Genomic DNA, 25,897 nt, shown 5'->3' on the forward strand with positions numbered 1-25,897 from the left:
GTTACACCCAAGTTAGTCTTTTAGTCGATCGCCGGGTGGATTGTGACTTCACTAAATCGTTGTTCATCCTGGTCAAAGTCCTGCTGATTTGCCCGGCATGGGTCCCGGAGCCGACGTCAAGGTTGTACTTTGGCTCGGGCAGTTCGAGATCCTCGAAGAATACCGGGTCCATGTCGTAGGAGTAGTGCTGCCCTGAGTGGAGGATGAAGTAGTCGAGGCTCCTCGCTTTGCACTCCCGGATGATCGGAGACATCTTGATGATTTCAGGCCGTGTTCCGAGAACAATCGCGATCATTCGGGCCCCCCCTCGGGAGGATAAGCTGTCTTCTCTTCGGCCATCCCGGCCCCCTCTGCGGACAGGAAGGTAACTGCAGGACCGGGAGCGGAGACCACCCGCCTCTCTCCCCCCTCTCCCTGCATGATGATCTGGACGAGCGAGTACAGGATCATCCCCACCGCGACGAGCAGGAGCCCGAGGATGAGCATGGAGAACCCGCCAGTGAAGAGGATATAATGGAACTGATCGGTGCGATAGTATTCGGCAAAGGTATGAAGTTCCGCGCCGAGCCCGAAAAGGGTGAAGACCAGACCAGGAATACCGAAGAACACGAGAGGCCGGCGGAGGCTGATGAGCCTGACAATATTCATCAGCACCCCGACGCCGTGGGAGACCGGATCCTTGCTTGAGGTCCCCTCGATGTCATAACGTACCTGGATCGGCACCTCGGTGACCTTAAGGCGGTGATCACTAATCTGGATCAGGATCTCGGAGCCGGCGCTCATCCCTTTACCATTGATGCGAATGGCGTCGATCGCCTTTCTCCCGTAGGCCCTAAAGCCGCTCTGGGAGTCGGTGATCGCAAGGCTGTTCCCGGCAAGCGTGGTCGCGGTGTCGAGGACCCTCATACCGACCTTGCGGTAGGCGGGGATCCCGCGAGCTGAGCCCTCGGCGAACCGGGAGCCAATAACGACGTCGTTGTCCTTTCGTAGTTCGGTAAGGAGCCGGGGGATGTCCCCCGGGTTGTGTTGGCCATCGGCGTCGATGATGACGAGCTCCTCTGCACCCATCTCCCGGGCGGTACAAAAGATAGTCTGAAGCGCCCCGCCGTAGCCCTTGTTGGTCTCATGCTGAACGACAAGCGCCCCGAGTGCTCCGGCAATCCGGACGGTCTCGTCCGTCGAGCCGTCGTCGACAACGAGGACTTTATCACCGTGCTGCTGTGCACCGACAATGGTCTTTGCGATGTAGGCCTCCTCGTTATAAGCCGGCATGGCGACGAGGGTTCTGACGGAGCCGGTTTGCTGTCGCGGCTGTGTTACTGAGATGAAGGGGTGCTCTTCAGGAGTAAGATGTGCCCCTCCTTCCCCGTTACCCCCGTGTCTGATGGCCTGTCCGGCCGTGTGGGCGGCAAGGGAAATACTTACTATGAAGAGGTTCACTATGACCACTCCCGGAATATGGAAATCGGAGGTGGGATAACCCGTTGCCTCCTGTACGTCCTGCAGCAGTTGCGTTTCTTCCCTCCCGTAGCCAAGATCTTGCTCTCAACGTTAGTTGACCTCAGCGGGGTCACACCCCCCACGGAGGGAGGCATCCAACTGGATTCCAAAGAATCACACCCATACGCAGGCCCATATTCTGCCGCGGCAATGCCTGCCGGGCGGGGGCGTCTCCCTTCGGGCCATACCTGCCCTGAAGGGAGATGAGCTCCTGATACCTGGACCTTGCACCATAGAGATGATCTGAGTATATAAAATTTCCCACCGATCTGCTCGATAGAGGGGCGAGGGGATTGGTGGTCAGGGATAGAATTCTTGCTATTTTGGATTTTTGTCCGTTTTAAAGACGGCATTCGTGATCCTACGGTCAGAGGGGCTGTTTCAGGAGACCTATGCGTTATGGTATAAGTATATTTCTCAATACAATCGACCTGCAGGAGATAGCGCCTGAATAATATTTTCGAATGGCATCATCTCAAGAACGATTGTTTCTTTCCCGGGAATCGACGAGTTAGCCGAAGAAACCTCGTAAAAATAAAAATATTATTGCCCCGTGATCGTGCTTCGAGGGCAGGCAGAGGTCTCTAACGATCCGGCCTCTCCCCGGCATATGATGGATGTCCGGTTCGTGGCAGAGGGGCAACTCCCCGATATCACCCCGGAGGTCCCGGCCTGGAAGATGGCCACGGCACCGATCTATCCCCCACGAACGTGTGCCTCACGCCGGGGCGTTAAACCGGCACTCCTCTTCCGACCGTAAGGATCATGAAATACCGGAGATTTTGCTGTCGGCGTTCCTCTCGCCGGGGAGAAGATCTTCCTGAAACGACGGCCGACGGCGGAACGGGTGAGGGTGGCGAAAGAACGCCCCCGCGGAGACGAACCCGGGGCATCCGACAGCGATGCTGATCAGCAGGTCAGTGAATGTGGCCCTGATCACAGAAAGAAGAGTTTCCCGGCCCTTAAAAAGCAGTTGCAGGGGTATATGCCGGATCTGGCCGCCGGGGAACCCGGCCCCCGGAGCGGGGTTGATCGTCGGGATGGAAAGGTATATCATATGAATTAGCGATTGCCCCCCCATGAAAGACCTCATAAAAAACCCTTTGCTGCTGGGTGTGGTCATCGCCCTTCTGCTACCTGCGGCGACTGCCGGAGGCGCAGAGGCCTACATCATGGTGACGACCGGTGAGGAGACGGTTGCAGTCGACTGCCGGGAGGGCGGGAGCCGGGCGACCTCCTCATAGGTATCCCATGATGGCGGAGCCAGCAGGAACCGATGGCAGGACGGTCTCAAGCCACCCTCCTTCCCATCGAAGGTGCGTGCAGCATCCCCTCCCGGCCGGAGGGACTGCCGAGAGCGGCGGCACCCCGGGCTGCCGCCCGGTCCCCGTTCCGACGGGAGGGAGGTTGAGCCGGGCCATCGCCGTGAGCGCCGGAGGAGAAGATTGACGAAGAAGTACCACGCTGCGGCCGTACTCGCAGCCTGGCTCATCATCGTCGCCTTCTTCATGATCCTCAACCGTACGCTCGACCTCGAGGTCTTCTTCGTCCTCTCGCTGATCGGGCTTTTAGTCATCGCGGTCCTGATCGACGGGGCCTTCTCCCGGCCGCGCCACATGCGCTACATCGGCTACCTCATCGCTGCGGGAGTCGCCCTCTTCGCCTACATCGTCGTGGAAAAAATCCTGGAGATCCTTGCCGCATGAATATCCAGGCCTCGCACGTTATCCTCGCGGCCGCCGCCGTCGCGGCGCTCATCCTCCTTGCAGGAGAGGCGACCGCCCCGCTCCTCTATACCGCACAGAACACCTCGACTGCGGCCCACGCCGACCCCTCGACCGTTCCGAAAGAGTCCGGCAAGGACGCCGACGCTCTCATCCCCCTGATGGGCGACCTCCTCGGCGAGACCGGGACGCTCACCCTTACAATCAAACTCAAGGACTTCGAGAGCGCCGAGCGCGACCTCGCCCGCTACAGCGAGCTCTCGGCGCAGTTCGACAACCTGGTCGTCAAGCTGGACGTCACCGGGAACGATATCGGTGATTTCCAGCAGAACAACCAGGAGAACCTCGCCTCTCTCGCAGCCCTTTTAAACGACACCCGGCGGTTCGAGGACCTCCAGCGGCTCGAGATCGATGTCCTGGACGGCGAGCAGCGCATGGCCATTGCCTACGAGAACGAAACCCTCCGGCAGAAGATGCGGGAAGGGTTTAGCGCCTACGCGGAGAGGGAGGCCACGGTGACAGGGATCACCGATCACTACGACCTCAACGCCACTCCCTACCGGGAGAGCGTCACGAACTTTGCGGAGATCGTTAACGCTACGGAGGACCGGCAGGAAGAGACGGGCGGAAGTGCAAATTCCCCCCTCGGGATCGCGGTCACCCCTGATAACGGGCGGTATGGAGATCTCCTCTCGATCGCCGGGACCTACGCCGGCGGTACAGCAGAAACGCCCATCAAGGTCTACGTCGACAGCCGGGTCGCCGGGAATGCCAACCTGGATGCGAGCGGCAACTACGCCTGCGCCTACCTGGTCAACCGGACACCCACGGGGCTGCACCTCGCCTACGCGACCGCGGGCACGGTCTACTCTGCCGTCACGGCCTTCGAGGTGCTCCCTGGCGAGACCGCGATCACCCTTGCCGTGGAGGGCGGGTCAGCCGTCACCTGCACCGGAAACCTCACGACGATCGAGGGCCGGCCGGTCACCGGCGCTCCGGTCGTCCTCAGGGTCGACGGCACCGAGCTCGTCAGCACGGAGACGGATCAGAACGGCACCTACACAGAACAGATCGCCCTCCCCGTCGGGGAGCACGCTGTCCGGGCGGAGTTCACCGCAGCAGGCTACCCCCTGGACGCCTCCGAAAGCCCGACAGAAACGGTCATCGTCCGGAGTGAGGGGCTCTCTCCTCTCCCGTTCATAGCAGCGATCGCGGCGGCGCTCGGCAGCGGGTGGTACCTTCGCCGCCGGCACCGGCCGGCTGAAGAACCGGCGGCGGAACCGCCGATGACGGCGAGTCCGGAGGAAGAAGCCGCCGCCACCCCGCCGCCGGTGGAGATCGCCGGCCTCCCGCCCCGCGAGGCCGCGACCGTCCTCTTCCAGGCACTCCGGGCCCGGCTCGGTCTCCCCGAGACGAAGACTCCCCGGGACTGCGCCCGGCTTGCCCCGGCCCACGCCGCGTTCTTCGAGCGCTACGAGCAGATTCGCTACGCCGGCGAGACCCCCACGGACGATGAACTCCGCGCCATGGAAGCCGAAGCCCGCGGGGGTGACGAAGATGCAGCGTGAGAACTGGGCGGCCATCCTCCTTCTCCTCCTCGCCGGGGCTGCCGCCTACGCCCACGCGACCACCACCACCGAGGAGTTCAGCCGCTACAACGTCGGCTGGAATGGGACTTCGGGGTTTGCGGCAGGGGAGGTCCACGACCTCCGAAACCTCGAACCCGGAACAACACTCCTCATCCTCGCGCCGGACCGGCCCTTCACCGCCGGGGAAGTCGAGTACCTCCGGACCTTCCTCGACTCCGGCGGCCTCCTCCTCATCGCCGACGAGGACGGGGCCGCAAACCCGCTCCTCGCGGACATCGGGAGCGCGATAAGGGTCCGGCAGGGGAACCTCTCGAGCCTCGACCGTGACCACGCCAACCCCGGCCTCTTCACCGTCCGGGTCGTCGGGAACGCCACCCTCTTTGCCGGGGTAGAGACCGTCCGGGTCAACCGCCCGGCAACCGTCACCGGGGGCGACCCCCTCCTCGAGACCTCGATCCTCACCTGGGACGACGCCGACGGCGACGGCCGGCCCGGGCGCACTGAGACCTTCGGGACCGCGGTCGTCTGTGCGAGCGAGGGGAACCTCACCGTCCTCGGCGACCCGAGCCTCTTCATCAACGCCATGCTTGCCGAGAACCCGAAGTTCATCAACAATCTCCAGCCGGTCCAGATCGACGCCGCCCACAGCAGGACCGGGACAGTTAACCCGACCATAAACACCCTGGCCTGGGTCCGGGAGACGCCGGCAGCCACGGCCGCCCTCACCGCCCTGGCCATCCTGCCGGTGGCTTACCTGTTCGGGAGGAAGAGAGATGCATGAGAACCTGAAAGAGCGAATCGAAACGATCGCAAACGCTTATGAAGATATCCGGCTGATTGCCCAGCAGGTTGTGGTCACGAACCAGCCCCTCATGGAGGAGATCTTCATCAGCATGATCATCGGTGGCCACCTCCTCATCGAGGGGGTGCCCGGGACTGCGAAGACCACCATCTGCAAGATCATCGCGCGGCTGATGGATTACGAGTTCCGGCGGGTGCAGGGGGCTGTTGACCTCCAGCCCGCCGATATCATCGGGGTCCGGATTTACGACCGGAACAAAAGCGAGTTCGTCCTCCAGAAAGGCCCGATCTTCACGAACTTCCTGATGGTCGACGAGATGAACCGCCTGACGCCCAAGACCCAGAGCGCCCTTCTTGAGGCCCTGAGTGAGCACCAGGCGACGATCGACGGGACGACCTACCCGCTCAGCGACGCTTACTTTGTCATCGCCACCCAGAACCCCTATGACTCCGAAGGAACCTTCCCGCTCATCGAGGCCCAGCGCGACCGGTTCATGTTCAGCACCGTCCTCAACCATCTCGATGCGGAGAGCGAGTTTGAGATCCTCCGCCGGGAACGTGCCGGGGAGCTGGACTGGAAGATATACCGGGACCGTGTCGCCCCTGTCCTTGGACCGGGCGATATCAGATCCATGGCCCAGACCGTCCGGGAGGTCCGGGTCGATGAGACGGTCCTCGCTTACGTACGTGACCTCGTCCTTGCCACCCGGTCCCATGGCGATGTCCGGCTTGGGGCGAGTTCCCGTGCTTCGATTGCCCTCCTCGGCGGCTCAAGGGCCCGGGCTGCCCTGGACGGCCGGACCTACGTCATTCCCGACGACGTCCGGGCCCTGGCCCTCCCGACCCTCCGGCACCGCCTCCTCCTGACCCGTGAGGCGGAGATCACCGGGATAACCCCTGATGCGGTCGTCGGCGAGATTATCGAGAGCATCGGGGTGTCCTGAGGCATGATCCGGCCGACCTGGATGGCCGGGGGGATCGCAGTGCTCGCCCTTGTACTCGCTGCCGTTGCTCTTCCCCTGGCGAGCCCGGCCGCGGTCCTCGCTGCCGGCTCCCTTGCCCTCTTCCTCCTCTGGCAGGGCTGGCGGTTCGAGCGCAATCTCGCGGCCGCGGCCGCCTCCCTCGACGTGACTCGCGAGGTCGACCGGACGATCCTCCGGCAGGGAGCAGTGGTGGCCGTCCGGGTGAAGGCCGACTGCGCCGTCCCGGCCGGGATGACAGTCCGGGTGCGCGACCTCCCGCCGGCGGTCGCGGCCGGCGACGCCCCTCTCTCACCGCCGGGGGAGACGGTAACCTACACCGTCCGGCTCATGGCGCCGGGGGAGACCGCGTTTCCGGGCGTCGTCCTCTCGGCAAGTGACACCTTCTTCGCCTGCGATCTCACCTGCCGCCGCTTCGACGCCCCCCATCTCCGGGTCTTCCCGGTGGGGCTCCCGGAAGCCTGTAGAGGCATCGGGATCCGCGGGGAAGAGACCGAGGTGAACCGGAAAGCCGCGCTCACCGGCCAGGGCACCCGCGGGTTCCGGCCCTACCGGACCGGCGACGACCTCAGCCAGATCGACTGGAAACTCACGGCCCGCCGAGACGCCTATTATGTCCGGGAGCCGGCCGGGCTCGAGGGGGGCTCGCCGCTCATCGCCGTCGACCTCCCCGCACCCGGAGATCCGGCAACCTTTGCCCGGTTCGCAACGACCGTCTACGGCGCGGTCGAAGGGGCGATCCGATCCCGTGAGGGGTGCTCGCTCCTGGTTGTCGCCGGCGGGGAGGTCGTCCGGTTCCTCCCCCGGACCCTGGCGAGTCACGAGGCCCTCGCGGCCCTTGGCGGGCTTGCGCCGCTCGAACCCCGTGCCCCCCTCTACCGGGCGCCGGGACCCGCCGCCCTTGCGGCCCGGGCCCGAGCGCCCGGCAACGACCCGGGGGAGAGGGCGTTCCGAGAACAATTCGGCGGCGTCCTTTCTGCATTTGCTGCAGAGAGCCCGTCGCCCTTCGCAGCGGCGGTTCGGGCGGCGCTCGGCCGGGCGGAGGCAGAAGAGGTCCGGCTCTTCTCCCTCCTTCCGCCGGGCGATAAAAGCCACCTCGTCCAGCTCACGCACGAGGCGAAGGTCCGGAGGATGCGGGTTATCCTGAAGGCTCCCGCCGGCGCCGCCCCCCTTCCCGGGGTGGACGTCGTGGAGGTGCTCTGATGGCAGCCGATCGGCGGTTCCTCCTCCTCTGCGCCGGCGAGATTCTGGTCGTGGCCGCAGGCAACCTTTTCGTGGCGCTCGTCCTCCAGGTGATCGTCCTTGCCGCGTTTCTCGAACATCGGCGGGGCTACCCGGTCTTAGCGATCGGCGTGGCCGGCTTCGCCGCGGCCCTCTACGCGGCCGGCAGCATCGCCCTCGTCGCCCTCGCGGCCGCCCTCGGCTGCGGCTACCTTGTCCTCGTCCTCCGGGACTACCGGCTCGCCCGGTGGGCGGGGGGAGGGGGTGCGTGATCGCAGACAACCCCTACCGGGGAGCCCTCCTCCTCATCCTCGCCTCCGTAGCCCTCCTCGCCCTCGCGGCCGTGGCCGGGAGAGGGGACATCACCACCGCGACGGTCGTCCTCGCGGGCACGGGCTGCTTCATCGCCGGGGTCTTCCTCCTCGCCCTCCACAAGGGCGAACCCCTCGACCCGGAGATCGCCGCCCTCCTCCCCGTCCAGGGGACGATCACCGTCGCCACCCTCTGCGCTGACCTCGGGGTCCAGGGCAACGCCCGGTTCATCCCGGAAGACGGGACCGTCATCGAGGTCATCCCGGTCGCCGGGAGGGTGCCGGAGAACCTCAAGGACGATTACTCCTACATCACCGGCGACGGGGGATGCGCCGTCCGGCTTGTCCCGGCATGCACCCCGCTGCTTGCACATCTGCGTGAGAAGCACGCCCTCGAGATCCCGGAAGAGGACGACGCCCTCCTCGCCTGCATCATCGAGGTCTGCGACGACCTCCTCGAGGTCGCAAAAACGAGCGCCGTAAAGGACGGGGAGAACATCGTCGTCACCCTCGCGGACTACCGCCTCCTCCCCGGCTGCCGGGCCGTCCGGGCGGCCTCCCCGAAGTGCTGCACCATGGTCGGCTGCCCGGTCTGCAGCCTGCTTGCGGCGATCGTTGCCCTCGGGCTCCGGGTGCCGGTAACGATCGAGCACGCCGGCGTCGACGAAAAGAGAAAGACCCTCAGGGTGATCCTGAGGCCGGAACCCGCTCTCCCCTCTCCTTCAAGAGCAGCCTCCCGTGATACCCCGGATGATGCGCCCCGTCGCGACCTGCGTCACACTCCCGGGAAGCCCGGATAATACCGCGGGACCGGGGCGATATGCACATGCCGCGAATTTTGAAGAACTCTAGCGACTCCGGCGTTCTTGGGTCATAGTCTACGCTTGTAGCGTAGAGGTCAAGCACCTGCCGGTAGAAAACCTTCTCGCTGGAACGGATGACTGCGTATGCGCTCCAGCAACTCATGCCAGTAGTTACCGCCGCCCGCTTTTTTCAGCAGGTCGTCATTCATCGCAAAGCCCTTTTTGAGGTATTCTTTCAGGACTTTAAGCGCCCAACGGCGAAACTGTGTGCCGCGTAGCGACTTTACGCGATAGCCGACGGAGATGATCACATCAAGGCTGTAGTGCTTGGTACGGTAATTTTTTCCGTCTGCGGCAGTTGTCAAGTATTCCTTGACAACTGAATCCTGCTCAAGCTCACCCTCTGCAAAGGCATTGTTGATGTGCAGGCTGACATTCTGTTTCGTTGTCTGGAACAGTTCCGCCATTTGCGCCTGCGATAGCCAGACGGTCTCCTCTTCCATCCGAACGTCAATTTTAGTCTGCCCGTCATCGGTCTGGTAGATGATGATCTCTGAAGTGTCAAATGTCATACCCGATTGCCCCCGGAGGACAGTTATTAACCCACAAAAAAGGGCGGCACGGGGCCTGTATGACCCGTATGCCCCTTGTGGTGCAGGTCAATAGATATTCTCCTTACTGCATGTCCATTATACAGATTACCACCCCGATGCCATAGAATACCGTCGGTTTTGCATTCGGAAAAATGCCCTTGAAGCCCCACGATGATGATGCACGATTGGAGAACAGTCAGGCAAGCGGGAAGCCCAAACCACAGCAAAAATATCAAGAGACAGGCTGTGACTGCTCCCCCCCCCTCACCTCGAACGAGGCGAACGTGACCGGCACGCTCGACGTGCTCGTCGCGGCAAAGGACTGCGGGGTGCCGGCCGTGGTTGGCGCCTCCTTGGTCTACGGCGACACCCCGGTCCTCCCGGGGTGAACGGGGCGAGAAGGCTGCTTTACCTTGGTGATAGCGGAGTATGCGACCGTCACATGCCTGCTGTCCGCAATTGCCCGGATGCCGTTATCGGGATCAGGGCTCTTTCCTGTGATCTTTGACGGTTTTGTTCGTTGAACATCGGCCTTACATTCGTCCGTATCTCCGATGGGCTTTTTCGATGGACATGATGTGGGTGATATAGACGAGGTTATCGTCTGGATCGATATTGTAGATGACCGTGAACGAACGTGCGATATGGAGCCGGTATGACTCCCGTTTTTTGGTTGTATGAAGTTTTTCTTTGTCCCCGTCCGGGCCGGGGTACGGATTGTCCTGTAAAATTTTCAGTTTTTCTTTGATGACCCGTTGATCTTTGGCATCGAGAGCAGTTAAGAAGTCCAGCGCACGTTTGTCCACCATGAGGCGGAATGTCACAGGTCTAACTCCACGAACTCGTTCGTGGCCATGACTTCTTCGATATCATCCGTGAGCCGCTGTTTCTTTACCTTCTCCACCAGCCTCGCAAGAGTCTCGTCAAGTGTCTCGCCCGGGTGCCTGAGATCCAGGATCTGGTTATAGGTCTCTTCCGATACGGAGATGTTTTCCGCAACAGACATTGAACCATCTTCTGTGTTGATCGTGGATATACTTTCTTGTGCCGGGTGGAAGGGCTGGCAAGAGGAGAAGGCGGGTGAGGAGCGACAGGCCGAAGGGCCGGAGCATGAGCACCGCCAGGTGCGAGAGCGGAGATTGTCGACGGTGAGCGCCGGGGCCGGCGGGGTCGTGGGCGGGGCGGTGGCGGTGATCGTGAAGGTGCTTGGTGGGGGGTGAGGAGGTGATCGCAGGCAAGGATGATTGAAGGAATGCCACGAAATGATGACTTCACAATCTGCGCACATTTCTGATCAGAGAATGTGACAGAGATGTGACAATCACATTCTGGATCACGTTCACTCCACCCGCGATGGTATCGCGAGTTTTGAGCGACACAGCAACACATAACAACTATATAATTCATACCACTACACTACAGCACATCCGGGGCAGCCTGACCCCGACAAATGGAGTTGATGACCGTGGAGTTTACTCTGGATGAGATCGCCGATAGTCTCCCCCACCTGGGTGTGGCAATCCTGCACCTGCTGCATGCAGGGGGCAACTCTGCTGTTCGGGGAGATGTTCTATTCCAGAAAGAACTCTTTCTCATTGGAGATTACATAGAACAGGTAGGAGACGACGCGGATTTCACCCCTCACATATTTGGGCCGTATAGCGAACCTGCCGAAGTTGCGCTAGACGAGCTCGTCTCCCTGGGCCTTGTCAGGAGATCTGAAGGAGGCTATACCCTCACTCCCGATGGAGTGAGGGTCTGGGAGAAGGTGCGCTCCGTGTTCCCTGACGACGAGTCTGGGGCAATTGACGACTTCAAGGCATTTCTCAACGATCTCAGTGTGGATGAGGCCCTTCTCTTCATCTACGTCACCTATCCTGAATATACCCGTGAGTCTGCAAGACTTCGCGATATCCTGCGAAGGAGGGCTCCACTCTCAGTGTCACTGTATCGGCGAGGGAAAGTGAGTCTCGAAAAAGCCGCGTTTCTGGCGGGGATGAATATCGAGTCGTACCTTGATTACCTTAAGAGATAACACATGAAGATCTTTGACACGTCATCCATCGTCTGCATATTCCGCGAAGTACAGTACCCAAAAATTCTGGATGCCTGCAAAGGTCTTGGGTACCGCCTCTGCATCACCCCTCAGGTGTACGAGGAGATCATGGAGAACCCTGAGACGCTTCAGCACCTTGAAGCGTACGGGGACATTAAGATCGTACAGGATGGCGACACTGAATGCTGCAAAAGGCTCGCCAAACGCTACCCCTGGCTGCACAAAGGGGAACTCAGTGTCCTCTGTGCAGGAGTTGCCATAGAGCAGGACAAAAAGCGGTGTTATTGCGTCATCGATGAACGAGCCCGGAACTTGCGGGACAAACTGCAGATCCGGGTGACGGGCACTGTCGGGCTCATACTCTGGGAAAAAGAGCGGCTTGCCCTGACAGGTGGGGAGTGTCATGATCTCTACAACCGGTTTCTGCAATCGTCATTCCACATCAAAAAAGAGGTTCTGCAGGGGTTGTTAAGGTGACGAGAGAGGTTCGAATTACCGACTATGCGTGCGCGGATGATACCGACCTGAGGGCGCTCTCCGCCGACATCGGGCCGGGAAAGATCGTAACGCCGGTAAAGACGATAAATCCTCGTGACTTCTACGCTGACACTGATTTTCCTCGAAACCTGACGAGCCTCCACGAAACATATCTCAAGTTCGATGACGGGAGCCTGCAACGCATGGATGAGGACAAGGCGTACTCCATGCAGAAGAACAAGGATATCAGCAGAAACAGAAAGAGAGCACATCACTCTCCGGGCCTCTGCTTTGTGGAGTTCAAGACCCGGGGGCAGGGAGGCCGCTATCCTACCGCACATGAGATAGACGTCCTGACAAACGCCGCCTACTCGTACTCGGATATCACGCCCATTCCATCCGTCCCGAAGATGGCACGCTCTATTAACAGAGAGAATTTCGGGGAATTTTTACAGTACCTCTTATCCTGCATCGAGAGTATCGAAGTCCGGAACAAAAAATGCATCCTTGGGTATATCCCTTCGGCTGCTGCTCTCTATACACAGAAGATCGTTGATTTCTACCTGGATCACGGGATCAATGCGTATTACATCGATTTCGACGGGACGATGGTCCAGAGCCACCTCGACTCCCTGAACGCACTCAAGCGGCGGCTTGCGGCAAGGGGATATGAGGAGAATAACTTCCTCTCCTACATCAACGTCAGCTTCGGGAAGGCTATCAACGACCAGAACGTTCTGTCAGCCCGAGATCTTCTCGCCTACGGGTATGGACTGGACTGCCTCGGCGGCAACCATGTCGGGCCGAAGAGAAACCCCGAGTTCTATGAGTGGCTGAAGGCGCAGAAATCGATCGCCCGGAACACGACGCGCCTGCTGAACATACGGGACTACGGTTATTACAGGGCCGACCTCCTGGGTGAGGCGGCCAGAGGGGTTTACCCGGAGGGGGCCTTGATCAAGTATGAGGAGAGCCTCTCTGCGGCTCCAGGCCGGCAGAAGAGGTTGCTGCAGATCGTCAACATGCAGCAGCAGTGCCTGGAGGCTGAAACTCTGAGAGGCGTTATCGATGAGTCGGGGGATGCGTCCCTGGACTACTTCTCGTCGAAGAAGAACGTCGTGAAGGGTGATCTCAAGGGCCTTGCAAGACGGGGCGGCCGGTGATTCATCCCGGGCGGGGATTGAGGTTCTCCTTCTTCCCGGGCAGGGTCGAACACGCCTGAAAGGCCGGACAATGGCCTATACCCTGGAGACGTTGTAACGAACTTGCAGTAACGAGACCTATGTCTTTTTCATGGACGGAGAATAGCAGAAATTCTCTTATGACGCTCCGAATTGTTTATACTATTTATTGGGACATATTTGATGCATGGAATGGGTTGTAACGCTTTCGGGGAGCGCTCATATATTAGAGGAACTTTCGAAGGTGTTTAATTCGCCAGAAACCTGCATACTGAAGAATAATGATAAGTATATATTGAAATCCAGAGATTTTGCCGACCTTGGCTCTTATGACCTGGTACGAGACCATACAACCGAGATCTTGACGTCACTCAACGGCGCAGCAAAACTATCTCTTGGCTCTGGCTCACCTATTAAAATTGGCTCAATTTCAGAGATTCGCGATGATGGAACCAGACATACCTATGCCTCAGCCGCAGTTGTCGGGGCATCCGCTACGCTCACATGCAGTGTTGTAGTTATTCACGCCGATGGAACAATCGAAGAGTCTCATCCCGCAGATCCTGCCATTACCTGGATGGCTCTATCGAGGAAAGACGCACACGTAAAAAAGGCCTTACGCCTGATCGAGAATGACTTTGAAACCTGGTACGGTCTGTACAAAGTTTTTGAGATAATACGGGAGGACGCCGGCAATATCGTAAAGAGGGGCTGGTGCACAGAAGCAGAGTTGAAGAGATGCACACAGACCGCCAATAGCCCCGAGGCCCTGGGTCTGACCGCCAGACACGCGAAAACGATCCCTGCACCACCGGATCCGATGTCTCTTACCTCTGCGAAGTCATTTATACAAAAGTTGATGAATGCTTGGCTTGAGGAGAAGAAAGCTCAACACGGCCTTTGAGTTGTACCCCCGGCAAACATCGCTTGCTCCCTGGTGAGCACCGTCCCTTCGGGATCCCGGCTCTCACGCTCACAACCTCGATCATCGATGTATGATGAATAGTTCCTTGGTTTGTCATCCCACAGCAGAAAGCCCTCTTTCATCTCCGGGCCAGCCGGAACCTCCGGTCGCCGATGGGTTCCAGGGCGAACTCCGGCGGCTTACCCTTTGCCCGAGGGATGACTCCCTGGTTGAGCAGCCACCTCCCGATTACTGAACTCCTGAGTTCGGGGCAGGTCGTCCAGAATTTTTCAGACAGTGAGACGTCGACAACCTCGCCGTTATCGAGCACGACCTCCACCGAGCCCCAGTTCCTCCGGAAGTAGCGGTCGCGATCAGTGTATGAGATCTGGATGCCGTACCCCGCGCCGGTGCGATTGTTTGCCGAACCTTTAGACCAGCCGGACACCTTCGTTGTTTTCCCTCTGGGCAGGTGAGGGATATAAGTAACTTGGTCAACTGCACTACTACAAAATCTCGGCTTTATAGTCGTCTTATTTGAGCAGAATCAAAATCTACAACCACAAAACCGGCATTTGTCCTTCTCCAATCGCGTATGCAGGATAACACCTCGTTTATTAGATCACTAAAAATGGTATAGTAGTCAGGATTAACGATGTATACAGATAGCAGGTTATTCTCCTCCGCGTCAATTATTATTTTCTCATCAAGCACTTGCTCATACACCAGTTTTTCCGATCCTTCTTCTTTCTCTCTATAGTACAGTCGATACAGGCCGATGGTACCCGATAAGACATTTTGGTGTTTCGATAGTTCCCATTCAAAACCCTGAACCGTTATATCGGTACGTAAGAAGAGATCCTGCCTATGCAGTTCAACAAACGAGTGAAGCATCTTCAGCGCTTCAAGTAGATGAATGATCACTGAATTCTCTTCATCATCCATTCTCTCCATTATGAATGAGTTTTTAATGAGCTCATCCAGTCTATGGATTGCATCTTCAAACTGAATATCACAAATCTGATACCCAAGATATTGCACGTCCGTTATGATTGAGAAAACTGTATGGATATCATACTCTTCGATGTCGGATTCATCAGCCTCAAATCCACCATCATAATCAGCCTGATATTTCCGCTGATAGGGCATGCCGTCTTCGTCGTAGAGGATCTTCGCCTCATCCCTCATCTGCAGGATGTAATTCCCCTGGACAGAATCTTTCAGCACAACATCGCCAGCATCAAAATACACACAGTAGCCCTCAAGCAACATCTTTATCTGGGCCTTTATCTCGAGCATTGCCTGCCCCATCTCGTTTTCGGCATAGCGGTACACGTTCTCGTTCAACGCTTTGTGGCTTTTATCATTCCACAACTCATAGGTGACGACAATAATAGGAATGGCAATCAAGGCGGCAGCGACGTCTACCAGTAATTCCTTGATGTCGCCGGAGAGATTGACAGCGAAGATATACAATATTGCTCCAAAAACAGCGACCGCCAATTTCGGCCACGCTTTTAGCCACATTCGCCTTAAATAGAATTTCATCCGATCACGAACACACTGGGAGGCAACAGTATAGAGAGGTCAGCGCTCCAAATCCTTCAGTAATGCTCTTAACATGCGAACGCAAAACAGATTATTCCCTCACTGCTCCAATCCCTGCAATATTTCTTGCTTTTTCAAACAACTGCGTGACGACGGGAGGTATTTCCTCAACCTCGATTAATGAGCCTAACATAGTAGCAAGCTCAGGTTTGCTAATGTAGTTTGGCTCGCACTCTTCAGCTACAGATTTGATGAGAGCATATGAAAACTTCTCCTTTTGACGCAACTCATCTATTTCATCGACAGTCCAAGGTGTGCCATTGTTTTTGGGGCGTACCTTGGTTAGTACACGCACGAAAACTTCATTTGAGAACGTGTCTTCAAACTCCTTATCACCAATATAGATAATCTTCTCGTTAAAGAAATCTTCAATAAATTGCTTGTACTCCTCGTAATCCATTCCAGAGGATCTTGCCATCGTATCGGACAGCATTTTTTTCTTTCTTACATTTGTGGTGTCCCGATCTAAGAGCAACAGTACAAGATCACGTTTATTTTTCATCAAAAGTTCTAAGAAACTTATTGCAGCACCATTTCCTCCCAATTTAACTAGAGTCAAGCCGTCTTCGGCCATGGATGATTGATATCGTTTCTTATAAGCCAGAGGAAGAAAATTCAATTCAGACGGCCCTTCAAAAACAATAAAGCAACGTTCAAAGAAGATGTGGCTGTTTGAGAGCCCCAGTTCCCTGCACATAAGTTCGATGAATCTCTGAACCTCCCGATCCTCTGCAGTCTCAAGAAACCCTACCACTGTACTCCCATTATCACCGCGGCGAAGCAGATTTATAGAGGAAGCTGGAGCCGAATCAATCATAAACAGCGAATGTGTGCAGAGGAGGACCTGGTTTTTCTTAGCGGTGTCATCTACGATCGATCGGAGTGTCCGAAACAGCCCTCTCTGGCCCTCTATATGTAAATTATTGTCAGGCTCGTCGTAACAACGGATGGCATAGCCCCGATCAATCCCTGCGAGGACTTCTTTATTCCATTCGAATATTGCAAGGTACATTCGTTTCTTAGTACCATACCCCTTGCTGTTCAAGTAATGATAAATTCCAGATCGATCTCTTATTTTTATAGGCGTCTGTCTCAGCCCTGAGCTCAGGTCGATCTCCGGATCTATGCTGATATCCTCGATACCATCATTATATTTCTGAATATGCTTTAGGAATTGCCGGGTTTCCGTATCCAGTCTTTCATTTACACGATCGATTACCTGCCTCAGGCTTGCATCCCTTAGCACTCTATCGCCGTTCTCATCCTTCAAGTAGAGTTCACTCTCGAAGGCTTCCTTCAACACCTTAAAAATAAAGTTTTCAGGGTTGCTGTAGTCATCAACGTTGTATCGGATGAATTTTGGCAAGATGGCTTGCAGTTCTTTGAAAGGAATCTCAACCCAATCAAGAGTGGCAGGAATATCTTGAGCATGTTCCTGGATGTATTCTTTGACTTTCGCTTTCCGCTCATCTTGATTCCTGAATTCGAAGCCCATCTCTTCGGTAAACCCAAGTTCCTCCACAAAGGCCTTGAGTTCGCTGGCCTTCATGGAGGTGTAGTTGTAAAACCTGGGATCAGAGAATCTCTTTATGTAGGCATACGAGACACTATTCTCCGGGCTGAACACTTTCTTCAGACGAAGGTTTTTCTGTTCATCCAGGTAACTAGCGAGAGTGCGTTCTTCATCACTATCAACACTGAAGACGATCTCCCCTGATATCTCGTCTGCAGCAACCTCGCGAAACTGATCTGAGGGGGAGGCTGGGTCAATGTATTTGAAGTAGTCCTCTTTATTCGGTATCTTACTGGTGAGCATTATCTCCAGAAAGTCAATGATCGCGGTCTTACCGCAGTCGTTCTCACCAATAAGTGTCGTAAAATCGTGGAAGGGAATATTATCGATAGAACGGTGGCACTTATAGTTTCGAATAGAGAGGGACTGGATCTTCATAAACCCAGCCTACATTTTCTCCACTCGGCAGGAGATCTGTACCATGTCTTTGTCATTTGGGTTATACTGCGGATGAATCTTGAAGGACGTATCCAGAATCTCGACACTATCGATGTTCTTCAGAAGATACAATCTCCAGGCAGGCAAGTTCCCCGAACTACTGTATCCTCCAACCTGATATGCCCGCAAGGCCTCGCTCCCCTTTTTGTTGGTTCCAACAAGATAGGGATCAACAACCCGCACCTGCTTATCGTAAATAATGCTGACTCGCCGGAAATTTTTAATCGCGGTGCATAAATTGGATTTCACCATAACTCTCTCCTCGCATGGCTACGATCTTTCAACTCTTGCCTACGAGGGAGCTAGATTTGAAACTATATGTTAATTTTCATCTATTACTTCAACAAGGTATAAACCAGATTACATGACTTAATCATGATTGGGCGTACAAACAGGCGCTGATGAATGGGAAGCCCTCGCCTCTGCGTAAGGAGACAGGGGTTGGATGGACACAATAAGAAATCCTCCAGAAGACTGAATAGTTCCCGTTTCCACGCAACCGCCCACGGTGAGCCTGCCCGACCCATTGTCTGGTGCTCGTGCGCGGTGATGATCTTTACCGAGTAAAAATAGTTTTGAATCTCTCAATCCGACTGGAAAAGCATTCATTGCCGCTGATGGGCACCGAATATGCGAGAACGATGGTTCTCGACGATCAGCGCCGGGGCCGGCGGGGTGGTGGCGGTGATCGTGCGGGTGCTCGCCGGAGGGTGAAGGGAGGACGGCAGGTGCCCTCGCAGACCCGTATCGAACCCGGAATCCCGGTTCAATTCAGAAAGCCCTAAACCGCCCCACCGCCATAACCTCTTCATGCGCTACATCGTCACCGGCGGGGCCGGCTTCATCGGCTCAAACCTTGCGGAGACCTTATCGCAAAACCACGACGTCGTCATCATCGATAACCTCGCGACCGGCCGGCGGGTGAACATCGAGCACCTCCTCGACCATCCCCGGGTGACGTTTGTCGAGGGGAGCATCACCGATCTGGATCTTTTAACGGAGGTCTTCCCGGGCGCGGCCGGCATCTTCCACCAGGCGGCCATCCCCTCCGTGCCCCGGTCGGTGAGGGATCCGCTCGCCTCGAACGAGGCGAACGTGACCGGCACGGTGAGCGTGCTCGTCGCGGCGAAGGACTGCGGGGTGCCCGCCGTCGTCGCTGCCTCCTCCTCCTCGGTCTACGGCGACACCCCGGTCCTTCCCAAGCACGAAGGCATGGTCCCGAACCCCCTCTCCCCCTACGCGGTCACGAAGTTCGCGGACGAGTGCTACGGGAAGGTCTTCTCTGATCTCTACGGTATCCGGACCGTCTTCCTCCGCTACTTCAACGTCTTCGGCCCCCGGCAGGACCCGAAGTCCGAGTATGCGGCGGTGATCCCGAAGTTCGTCACCAAACTGCTTGCCGGCGAGCCGCCGGTCATCTACGGCGACGGAGAGCAGACCCGGGACTTCACCTTCGTCGCCGACGTGGTGCAGGCGAACATCAAAGCGATGGAGAGCGATGCCCGGGGGGTCTTCAACATCGCCGGCGGCCGCCGGATCAGCTTAAACGAGCTTGCGTCGATCCTGATGGAACTCACCGGCACGCGGTGCGAGCCCGTCTACGAGGCGCCCCGGCCGGGCGACATCCGGGACTCGCTCGCGGACATCACCCGGGCCCGGGAGGCGTTCGGGTATGACCCGCAATACCCCGTCGAGGAGGGGCTCCGGCAGGCGGTGGCCTGGTTCCGGGAGCGGGCGTAACGAGGCTTTGCCGGCCACGGCATCTCTTCATTTTTCAGGGTTCCGGACTGTCCCGAAGTGATCCGGGTAAGGTTCCATCTCCTTCCCTCTCTGCGCGCCCCGGCCGGGCTGACGACAACGCCGTACATTGTTCACGCTTGAATTCTTCCTGGATAACCCACTCCCCAGAGATAGTGTCAAACCAGGCAATTTGTACGTTAACGTCACTTGTCTTTCCCGTGAAGAATCATAGCTTTCAAATGCAAGATCAGAGAATATTCCACACAACTTAAACCCTCGGGAGCTCGTCACTATGGTTCAGGGAACACTCAAGGATACAGCCGTCTGCGTCGTCGGCCTGGGGTACGTCGGGTACCCCCTCGCCGATGCATTCTCTCGGCACGTCACCACGATCGGCTACGACCTCGATACAAAGAAGATCGCCCGGATCAACGCCGAGCCCGGGAACAACGTCCTCGCCACCACGGACCCGGCCAGGATCGCTGAGGCCGACGTCGTGATCATCGCCGTCCCCACCCCGGTGACGAAGGCCAAGGACCCCGACATCTCCTACGTGGTCTCGGCCGCCGAGACCGTCGGCCGGAACCTCAAAGACGGCGCCATCGTCGTCCTCGAGTCGACCGTCTACCCCGGCCTCACCGAGGAGATCATGGTCCCGACCCTCGAGCGGGTCTCCGGCAAAGTCTGCGGGAAGGACTTCTCTGTCGGTTACTCGCCCGAGCGGATCAACCCGGGCGACGCCGACCACGTCCTCGAGAAGATCACGAAGATCGTCGCCGGCATGGATGAGAAGACCACGAAGCGCCTCGCCGCGCTCTACGGCCTCGTGACCAACGTCTACGTCGCCCGGGACATCCGGACCGCCGAGGCGGCGAAGGTGATCGAGAACGTCCAGCGGGACTTAAACATCGCCCTCATGAACGAGCTCTCGATCATCTTCAGGAAGATGGGTCTCGAGACCAAGGCAGTCCTCGAGGCCGCCGGGACGAAGTGGAACTTCCACAACTACCGCCCCGGCCTCGTCGGCGGCCACTGCATCCCGGTCGACCCCTACTACCTGGTGTATAAGGCCGAGGAGCTCGGCTACCACCCGCAGGTGATCCTCGCCGGCCGGGCGATCAACGACGCCATGCCCAAACAGGTCGCCGAGATCGCGATCAAGGAGCTGAACCGGGCCGGCAAGGTGATCCGCGACTCAAAAGTCCTCATCATGGGCCTGACCTACAAGGAGAACGTCCCGGACACCCGGGAGAGCCCGGCCGGGGAGATGGTCCACGAGCTCAAGGAGTTCGATATCGATGTCTACGGCTATGACCCGCTCCTCGGGCCCGCCGAGATCGAGCGGTTCGGCGCGAAGCCGGTCGCGTCGCTGCAGGAACTTGAGGGGCCGGTGGACTGCATTATCGTGAATTCTCCGCACGGGGTGTTTGCGGCGCTGACGCTTGATGCGGTGCTCGCGATCTGCAACGGCAAGCCGATTGTTGTGGATGTGACCGGGATGCTCCGGCGGAATGATGGGGTGCGGGAAGGGTGCGTGTACCGCACGTTGTAGGTAACCGCTCTCCGCCGTTTTTCTGTTGCAGCCCGGGAATCGCGGGTTTTGTTGAATCCCTCTCTCCGAGATCGAACCGTCTGCAGAATCTATCCACACATTGTCGACTCACGCGAAGGCGCAAAGCGCGACCACAAAAAGGGGTAGCAGAAGGGCATACATGACGAGCAGTCGCCCCTCTTGAAACGGCGCTTTCGTGAGGGGGACAGGTCACGGGTGCACGGCTCCCGGCAACGTCGCCGGATGCCATGCCGGGGCTCTCATGGGGTGCCTGCCGATGCGGGTATGGTGGTCGACGGGCGGAACGTGGTGGACCCGGATGCATGGATAGCGGAGCGGCTTGTGGACCGGGGATAAACTATAAAATAGTACACTCCATAGTATGCTACTTATGAGTGTCTTCCTCAACCGGAGCCGGGAACTCTCTCACCTTCATGAACGGTACGGGAGCGACGGTGCGGAGTTCATCGTGCTCTATGGCCGGCGGCGGGTCGGGAAAAGCGAATTGATCGACCAGTTCCTCCGTACCGCCACAGGAATACACCTGGTCGCACGGGAAGAGTCGAAACACTTGCAGCTCCGGAGATTTTCTGCAGACCTGAGCGCCTATTTCAAAGATCCGTTCCTCCAGAAAAACGGTTTTTCTGACTGGGACAGCTTTTTCGAGTACCTGATCCAGCACGCGGCCGATCGTCTCGTGATCGCCATCGATGAATTCCCCTACCTGATCAAGGAGGACCCCTCACTTCCCTCGATGCTTCAGGAATACTGGGACAGGCGCCTGAAAGAGACCCGGATATTTCTCATTCTGTCGGGGTCGAGCATATCGATGATGGAGTCCGCGACCATGGAGTATGGGAGCCCTCTTTTCGGCAGGAGGACGGGGCAGATCCTCCTGCAGCCCCTTCGATTCATCCATGTGCTCGAGTATATCGGGGATTTGAAGAAGGCGGTCGAGTTCTACGCGGTCTTTGGGGGGACGCCGGCATACATCATGGCCGTCGATCCGGAATGGGACATTCTGCAGAATATCGAGGAGAAGGTGATGAGAGAAGATTCGTTCCTCTTCAGGGACGTGGAGTTCGTGCTCAGGGCCGAACTTGTCGAACCGAGGTATTACTTCTCCATCCTCTTCTCTCTTGCAGGGGGAAACCACCGGATCGGGCTCATCTGCAATGATACCGGCCTTTCCAAGAGTATCGTCAACAAGTATCTCTCGGTCCTTATCGACCTGAAGCTGGTGCACCGGCGCATTCCCGTGACTGAAGGCCACAAGAGCAGAAAGGGGCTCTATTTCCTCTCAGACAACCTCTTCGACTTCTGGTTTTCGTTCGTCAACCCCCACCTCGATATGCTCGAACGCGGCAATGCCCCACTGGTTGTGGACCAGTACGTACGGCCGCAATTTGCGCGGTATGTCGGAAAGCACTTCGAGGAGATGGTGATGGATCTCTTCGATCATATCAACGGAGAGGGGTTCCTGCCGTTCGTGTTCACCAGGATTGGGAGCTGGTGGCACCGCGGGGAGGAGATCGATATCGTCTGTCTTGCTGAGAACCCGTACCGGATCCTGTTCTGCGAGTGTAAATGGCAGGATGGGGTCGATGCCGCAGAGGTCTTTGCGGGGCTGCGGCGGAAGGCACCCCTCGTCTCCTGGCACAATGACCGGCGGAGCGAGTACTTCTGCGTCGTTGCGCGGTCGTTCTCGCGCAGGGCCGAAGGGGAGGGAATCACGCTCGACCTCGATGATTGTACGGCGCTCATGGAACGTGGGCGGAGAGGCAGGGAGTGATGAGTCTCCCCGCCCTGACGGATGGGGCCTCCTGCGACGTTCCATGAGCGCCGGTAAGGCACGTTAACTCGCATCATGTGGAGTATGTTCGGCGGTTGGGATACCATAATCGGCTCCGTGGTGGGCGCAGTTCTCGCGGTATTGGGCGGATTCTTTTTTACCTGCTTTGAGGATACACGGAAAACGACTGAGCGTCGTAAAATTGTTGCAAATGCGTTACACCTTGAAGTTGAGCAACTTCGCCACCGGCGGGGCCGGCCCGAACCGGTGCACGGCGAGGGGTAGTTTCAGACAGGGCGGAAGAAGATAGGCCAGCTGCATGGTGGAGTGTATTCATTCCGGATCGGGATGTGCGCCTCCCTCTCGAATATAACTATCCCGCGGGCACGCTCAAAGAAGAGGAGACACCCCTGAGAGCAGCATCCCGTTGCTCCAGAACCTTTTTCATTCATTGGTTCAAATATGTTCCACGTGGAACAGAATGTATCCATCCAGATCGTTGCTCTCCTGCTCAGGGGCGACTCGCACCCTCGCAAACTCGCAAAGGAACTGGGCATCTCGCACACTACCGTGCTACGAAAACTTAAGGGTCTTTTAGATGGGAATGTCGTCGACTTCAGGATAGAGGGGAAGAACAGGGTCTATTTCTTAAAAAAAACCGTTGAGGCGCGGGTTCACGCCTATATGGCTGAGTGGTACGCGCTCGGAGACCTGATCGAAGAGGCCCCCCATCTTCGGTCCATCGTCAGGGCGGTTGCGGAGAGAGAGGACATCCCGCTTGCCGTACTCTTCGGCAGTTATGCGAAGGGGACCGCGGATCGAAAGAGCGATATCGATCTCTACATCGAGACGGACGACAGAGAGGTGAAGCGAGAGCTGCAGCGAGCTCACTTGCGGCTCAGCGTGAAGATCGGATCCTGGGATCCGGAGAATCTGCTGATCCAGGAGATCGTAAAGAACCACGTTATCCTGAAAGGAGTCGAACGTTACTATGAAAAGACAGCATTTTTTGCGTAAACTCTATCGTGAAGGAAAGATCCAGATCGTTGAGCCCAGCGCTCAGGTCCAGGAAGCGTACCGGAAGAAGTCGGAGAGTTATCTCATCTCGGCAAAAACCTGCTCGAAAACAAGCGGCTTGAAGAGACTGTATCGATGGCATACTATAGCATGTACTACATGGTGCTGGCCCTCCTCTTCAAGACCGGCATAAAATGTGAGAACCATTCCGGCGCAATGATGCTTCTTGAACATCTGTATGGTCTCGACAATTGCCGGATCGTCGCCGCCAAAAGAGACCGCATCGATAAGCAATACTACGTAGACTTCGCGATCACGGCAGAAGAGGTCCGCGACTCCATAGAGGAGGCGGAAGCGTTCTGTGCAGACCTATACGATTTCATGGAGCGGTTGCACCAGGGCGATATCTCACGTCTCAGAGAGGAAGCAGTGCGGCTCCTGGATGGCCCGGACGAGTGACCTCATCGCGGGCTGCGGCGTGTCTTCCCGGGGCTGCAGAGGACGGCGATCTCCTGCCGGTTAGGGCCGGCCGGGGTTACCCTGCTGGCAAGAGGTGCCGGGCGCTCGCTCATGTCACCGGGGTCGCCAGCAGAGTATTCGAGGGTGCTTCGTGGGGCCGTCATACGTAGATGACCTCTTGTAAGACACGGCGGCCGATGCGGGGCTTGAGCGCACTCTTTTCGACCAGATCCACTTTTTTGCCGAGAAGTTCGGAGAGATACCGCTCGAAGCCTCGAGATACCCGAAGATCCCCGGCACCTCGGAGAACTCGACCAGGATGTCCACGTCGCTTCCCTCGTGCTCCTCGCCGCGCCGGCACGAGCCGAAGATGCCGATGGACCCGACATGATAGGTCTCTTCCAGGTACGCCTTCTTCCCCCGGAGAAGGCGATGACCCTCACGCACTCCCCGCCGGCCTCGCGGGTGATGGTGTCCATCCTGATCGGGATATGGGCCTTTCCATCTAGTATAGATATCCCCGGGTACGCCGGTTCGCGGCGGTCTTTCCGGTGCTGGACGGATCGCACTCCTCTTGAAGAGTCCGGCGAGTTCCGGGCGTCGCGGTGGCGGAGGTGGTCGGGGACGAAGGTGGGTTCGAAGATGTCAGGATCTCTTAAGGAGGGTCCGGTCGTGGCGGAGGAGGATATCAGCCTGACTTTATCGGGGAACGCCGGAATGAACCGCACGGGAAGAACGCCGCATACAGGTACGAGCCAGGAGGCAGCCTCCAGATGCGCTCCCGGCTAAGAAGGTTTTAGTGTGCAGGAGACAAGATCGACAGGGGAAGACGTGGATCATAGCAAAGAAGAGATCATCAGGCTGGTAGACCGGGATTCGGTCATCGTCTCGCATCATGCCCGGGTCAGGATGTATTGATACGCAACATCTCCACCGAAGACCTCCTTTCGGCGATCAGGGCCGGCGAGATTCTCGAATCATATTCCGATGACGAGCCCTGTCCCTCCCTGCTCATGCTTGGCTTTATAGGTGACCACGTGTATCATGTAGTACTCGGGATCTGTGATGATCATCTCCGGATCATTACCGCCTACATGCCGGATGACGAGCATTGGATCGATACGCGAACAAGGAGGAAAAAGGAATGATTCCAGAGAGATGCACGTTCTGTAAAGGAACCCTGCAGGAAGGAAAGGCCGAGTTTATGGCGCGGGTCGGGGACGAGATCATCGTCATCAGGGACGTTCCGGCCTTCATCTGTGACCGTTGCGGCGAGGCGTACTACAGCGCCGAAGTTTCCCGGAAGATCGATGCCGTGATGAAAGACGTCCACAGCGGCAGGCTCTGCTGCCGGCCTCTCGCGGCAGGCGAGGTTGAACTCACCGGGTGAGGCCGGCAGATCCGCCGGGGAGGTACAGTAACTCCTGGACCGGCGGCAGAGTATTGCCGCCGGTCGCGGCCAGACAAGCGTTTTTTCTACCGAGATTTCTGCATATAGTCCTTACGGTCAGCCTTTTTCTCTTCCCTGTCCTCCGGGAGGGTTACCAGGATGACTGACGCAAAGACCACCCGGGAGCT

The 25,897-nt window shown here is 57.6% G+C and carries 32 protein-coding genes; 21 read left to right on the top strand and 11 right to left on the bottom strand.

What is annotated here, in order from left to right; genetic code table 11:
- Position 1 precedes the first annotated feature (1 nt).
- The 3 genes from HL657_RS07555 to HL657_RS07565 form a co-directional block, all read right to left on the bottom strand.
- Positions 2 to 295, bottom strand: coding sequence for a UDP-N-acetylglucosamine 2-epimerase (locus HL657_RS07555; protein WP_394804647.1), 294 nt, complete (start codon positions 293 to 295; stop codon positions 2 to 4).
- Positions 292 to 1,272 (bottom strand): glycosyltransferase family 2 protein, encoded by a 981-nt coding sequence (locus HL657_RS07560; protein ID WP_317296217.1) that lies wholly within the window; start codon positions 1,270 to 1,272, stop codon positions 292 to 294. The genes HL657_RS07555 and HL657_RS07560 overlap by 4 nt, the downstream gene beginning before the upstream one ends.
- A 991-nt stretch (positions 1,273 to 2,263) precedes the next feature.
- Positions 2,264 to 2,557 (bottom strand): hypothetical protein, encoded by a 294-nt coding sequence (locus HL657_RS07565; protein ID WP_317296218.1) that lies wholly within the window; start codon positions 2,555 to 2,557, stop codon positions 2,264 to 2,266.
- A gap of 22 nt (positions 2,558 to 2,579) precedes the next feature.
- On the opposite strand from HL657_RS07565, the gene HL657_RS07570 reads away from it, so the two are divergent.
- The 8 genes from HL657_RS07570 to HL657_RS07605 all read left to right on the top strand — a co-directional run bounded on the left by HL657_RS07570 (position 2,580) and on the right by HL657_RS07605 (position 8,926).
- Entirely contained in the window at positions 2,580 to 2,744 is a 165-nt protein-coding gene (locus HL657_RS07570; protein WP_317296219.1) for a hypothetical protein, read from the top strand.
- A 201-nt stretch (positions 2,745 to 2,945) separates the two neighbouring features.
- Positions 2,946 to 3,206, top strand: a complete 261-nt coding sequence (locus HL657_RS07575) for a hypothetical protein (RefSeq protein ID WP_317296220.1) — start codon at positions 2,946 to 2,948, stop codon at positions 3,204 to 3,206.
- Complete coding sequence (locus HL657_RS07580) at positions 3,203 to 4,792, top strand: hypothetical protein (protein WP_317296221.1); 1,590 nt, start codon at positions 3,203 to 3,205, stop codon at positions 4,790 to 4,792. The genes HL657_RS07575 and HL657_RS07580 overlap by 4 nt, the downstream gene beginning before the upstream one ends.
- A complete protein-coding gene (locus HL657_RS07585; RefSeq protein ID WP_317296222.1) occupies positions 4,782 to 5,594 on the top strand; it encodes a DUF4350 domain-containing protein in 813 nt (270 codons plus the stop codon). The genes HL657_RS07580 and HL657_RS07585 overlap by 11 nt, the downstream gene beginning before the upstream one ends.
- On the top strand, positions 5,587 to 6,558 hold the full coding sequence (locus tag HL657_RS07590) for an AAA family ATPase (RefSeq protein WP_317296223.1): 972 nt from the start codon (positions 5,587 to 5,589) through the stop codon (positions 6,556 to 6,558). The genes HL657_RS07585 and HL657_RS07590 overlap by 8 nt, the downstream gene beginning before the upstream one ends.
- A 3-nt stretch (positions 6,559 to 6,561) precedes the next feature.
- On the top strand, positions 6,562 to 7,797 hold the full coding sequence (locus HL657_RS07595; protein ID WP_317296224.1) for a DUF58 domain-containing protein: 1,236 nt from the start codon (positions 6,562 to 6,564) through the stop codon (positions 7,795 to 7,797).
- Positions 7,797 to 8,087: a hypothetical protein gene (locus tag HL657_RS07600; RefSeq protein WP_317296225.1), complete on the top strand. Its 291-nt coding sequence runs from the start codon at positions 7,797 to 7,799 to the stop codon at positions 8,085 to 8,087. The genes HL657_RS07595 and HL657_RS07600 overlap by 1 nt, the downstream gene beginning before the upstream one ends.
- Positions 8,084 to 8,926 carry a hypothetical protein gene (locus tag HL657_RS07605; RefSeq protein ID WP_317296226.1) on the top strand — a complete coding sequence of 281 codons (843 nt, stop codon included), beginning with the start codon at positions 8,084 to 8,086 and terminating at the stop codon, positions 8,924 to 8,926. Before HL657_RS07600 ends, HL657_RS07605 begins: the two co-directional genes overlap by 4 nt.
- Here HL657_RS07605 and rhuM read toward each other — a convergent pair.
- Positions 8,808 to 9,092 carry a RhuM family protein gene (rhuM, locus tag HL657_RS13445; RefSeq protein WP_394804648.1) on the bottom strand — a complete coding sequence of 95 codons (285 nt, stop codon included), beginning with the start codon at positions 9,090 to 9,092 and terminating at the stop codon, positions 8,808 to 8,810. The two genes, HL657_RS07605 and rhuM, sit on opposite strands and share 119 nt — an antisense overlap.
- The gene (locus tag HL657_RS07610; RefSeq protein WP_317296227.1) at positions 9,025 to 9,501 is read right to left on the bottom strand and encodes a virulence RhuM family protein; all 477 of its coding nucleotides are present in this window, start codon (positions 9,499 to 9,501) and stop codon (positions 9,025 to 9,027) included. The genes rhuM and HL657_RS07610 overlap by 68 nt, the downstream gene beginning before the upstream one ends.
- 173 nt (positions 9,502 to 9,674) lie before the next feature.
- On the opposite strand from HL657_RS07610, the gene HL657_RS07615 reads away from it, so the two are divergent.
- Positions 9,675 to 9,911 (top strand): hypothetical protein, encoded by a 237-nt coding sequence (locus HL657_RS07615; RefSeq protein ID WP_317296228.1) that lies wholly within the window; start codon positions 9,675 to 9,677, stop codon positions 9,909 to 9,911.
- 144 nt (positions 9,912 to 10,055) lie between these two features.
- Here the strand turns inward: HL657_RS07615 and HL657_RS07620 are convergent, their stop codons facing one another.
- Together HL657_RS07620 and HL657_RS07625 are read right to left on the bottom strand one after the other, a co-directional pair.
- Positions 10,056 to 10,346 carry a type II toxin-antitoxin system RelE family toxin gene (locus tag HL657_RS07620; RefSeq protein ID WP_317296229.1) on the bottom strand — a complete coding sequence of 97 codons (291 nt, stop codon included), beginning with the start codon at positions 10,344 to 10,346 and terminating at the stop codon, positions 10,056 to 10,058.
- On the bottom strand, positions 10,343 to 10,528 hold the full coding sequence (locus tag HL657_RS07625; protein WP_317296230.1) for a DUF7557 family protein: 186 nt from the start codon (positions 10,526 to 10,528) through the stop codon (positions 10,343 to 10,345). The genes HL657_RS07620 and HL657_RS07625 overlap by 4 nt, the downstream gene beginning before the upstream one ends.
- Positions 10,529 to 10,550: 22 nt before the next feature.
- On the opposite strand from HL657_RS07625, the gene HL657_RS07630 reads away from it, so the two are divergent.
- From HL657_RS07630 to HL657_RS07650, 5 genes are all read left to right on the top strand, one after another.
- Positions 10,551 to 10,742, top strand: coding sequence for a hypothetical protein (locus HL657_RS07630; RefSeq protein WP_317296231.1), 192 nt, complete (start codon positions 10,551 to 10,553; stop codon positions 10,740 to 10,742).
- 239 nt (positions 10,743 to 10,981) lie between these two features.
- Complete coding sequence (locus HL657_RS07635) at positions 10,982 to 11,557, top strand: hypothetical protein (protein WP_317296232.1); 576 nt, start codon at positions 10,982 to 10,984, stop codon at positions 11,555 to 11,557.
- Positions 11,558 to 11,560: 3 nt separating this feature from the next.
- Entirely contained in the window at positions 11,561 to 12,055 is a 495-nt protein-coding gene (locus tag HL657_RS07640; RefSeq protein ID WP_317296233.1) for a hypothetical protein, read from the top strand.
- The gene (locus HL657_RS07645; protein WP_317296234.1) at positions 12,052 to 13,218 is read left to right on the top strand and encodes a hypothetical protein; all 1,167 of its coding nucleotides are present in this window, start codon (positions 12,052 to 12,054) and stop codon (positions 13,216 to 13,218) included. The genes HL657_RS07640 and HL657_RS07645 overlap by 4 nt, the downstream gene beginning before the upstream one ends.
- 205 nt (positions 13,219 to 13,423) lie before the next feature.
- Positions 13,424 to 14,140, top strand: coding sequence for a hypothetical protein (locus HL657_RS07650; protein WP_317296235.1), 717 nt, complete (start codon positions 13,424 to 13,426; stop codon positions 14,138 to 14,140).
- 139 nt (positions 14,141 to 14,279) lie between these two features.
- Here the strand turns inward: HL657_RS07650 and HL657_RS07655 are convergent, their stop codons facing one another.
- From HL657_RS07655 to HL657_RS07665, 3 genes are all read right to left on the bottom strand, one after another.
- Complete coding sequence (locus tag HL657_RS07655; protein WP_317296236.1) at positions 14,280 to 14,588, bottom strand: hypothetical protein; 309 nt, start codon at positions 14,586 to 14,588, stop codon at positions 14,280 to 14,282.
- A gap of 74 nt (positions 14,589 to 14,662) precedes the next feature.
- Complete coding sequence (locus tag HL657_RS07660) at positions 14,663 to 15,667, bottom strand: hypothetical protein (protein WP_317296237.1); 1,005 nt, start codon at positions 15,665 to 15,667, stop codon at positions 14,663 to 14,665.
- Between the two features lie 112 nt (positions 15,668 to 15,779).
- The gene (locus tag HL657_RS07665; RefSeq protein ID WP_317296238.1) at positions 15,780 to 17,699 is read right to left on the bottom strand and encodes an ATP-dependent nuclease; all 1,920 of its coding nucleotides are present in this window, start codon (positions 17,697 to 17,699) and stop codon (positions 15,780 to 15,782) included.
- 870 nt (positions 17,700 to 18,569) lie between these two features.
- Between HL657_RS07665 and HL657_RS07670 the strand changes: the two genes are divergently transcribed.
- The 5 genes from HL657_RS07670 (at position 18,570) to HL657_RS07690 (ending at position 24,319) form a co-directional block, all read left to right on the top strand.
- On the top strand, positions 18,570 to 19,499 hold the full coding sequence (locus HL657_RS07670) for an SDR family oxidoreductase (protein ID WP_317296239.1): 930 nt from the start codon (positions 18,570 to 18,572) through the stop codon (positions 19,497 to 19,499).
- Between the two features lie 292 nt (positions 19,500 to 19,791).
- Complete coding sequence (locus tag HL657_RS07675; protein WP_317296240.1) at positions 19,792 to 21,051, top strand: nucleotide sugar dehydrogenase; 1,260 nt, start codon at positions 19,792 to 19,794, stop codon at positions 21,049 to 21,051.
- Positions 21,052 to 21,442: 391 nt separating this feature from the next.
- Positions 21,443 to 22,843, top strand: coding sequence for an ATP-binding protein (locus HL657_RS07680; RefSeq protein ID WP_317296241.1), 1,401 nt, complete (start codon positions 21,443 to 21,445; stop codon positions 22,841 to 22,843).
- A 462-nt stretch (positions 22,844 to 23,305) separates the two neighbouring features.
- On the top strand, positions 23,306 to 23,860 hold the full coding sequence (locus tag HL657_RS07685) for a nucleotidyltransferase domain-containing protein (protein ID WP_317296242.1): 555 nt from the start codon (positions 23,306 to 23,308) through the stop codon (positions 23,858 to 23,860).
- Between the two features lie 135 nt (positions 23,861 to 23,995).
- Positions 23,996 to 24,319: a hypothetical protein gene (locus HL657_RS07690; RefSeq protein ID WP_317296243.1), complete on the top strand. Its 324-nt coding sequence runs from the start codon at positions 23,996 to 23,998 to the stop codon at positions 24,317 to 24,319.
- A gap of 114 nt (positions 24,320 to 24,433) precedes the next feature.
- Here the strand turns inward: HL657_RS07690 and HL657_RS07695 are convergent, their stop codons facing one another.
- Positions 24,434 to 24,766: a nucleotidyltransferase family protein gene (locus HL657_RS07695; RefSeq protein ID WP_317296244.1), complete on the bottom strand. Its 333-nt coding sequence runs from the start codon at positions 24,764 to 24,766 to the stop codon at positions 24,434 to 24,436.
- Between the two features lie 467 nt (positions 24,767 to 25,233).
- Here HL657_RS07695 and HL657_RS07700 point away from each other — a divergent pair, with 467 nt between their 5' ends.
- Together HL657_RS07700 and HL657_RS07705 are read left to right on the top strand one after the other, a co-directional pair.
- A complete protein-coding gene (locus tag HL657_RS07700) occupies positions 25,234 to 25,467 on the top strand; it encodes a DUF4258 domain-containing protein (RefSeq protein ID WP_317296245.1) in 234 nt (77 codons plus the stop codon).
- Positions 25,464 to 25,709 carry a type II toxin-antitoxin system MqsA family antitoxin gene (locus HL657_RS07705; RefSeq protein ID WP_317296246.1) on the top strand — a complete coding sequence of 82 codons (246 nt, stop codon included), beginning with the start codon at positions 25,464 to 25,466 and terminating at the stop codon, positions 25,707 to 25,709. Before HL657_RS07700 ends, HL657_RS07705 begins: the two co-directional genes overlap by 4 nt.
- The last annotated feature ends 188 nt before the right edge of the window (positions 25,710 to 25,897 follow it).

Origin of the sequence: Methanoculleus nereidis, assembly GCF_032944295.1 — an archaeon.
GTDB classification, from domain to species: domain Archaea; phylum Halobacteriota; class Methanomicrobia; order Methanomicrobiales; family Methanoculleaceae; genus Methanoculleus; species Methanoculleus nereidis.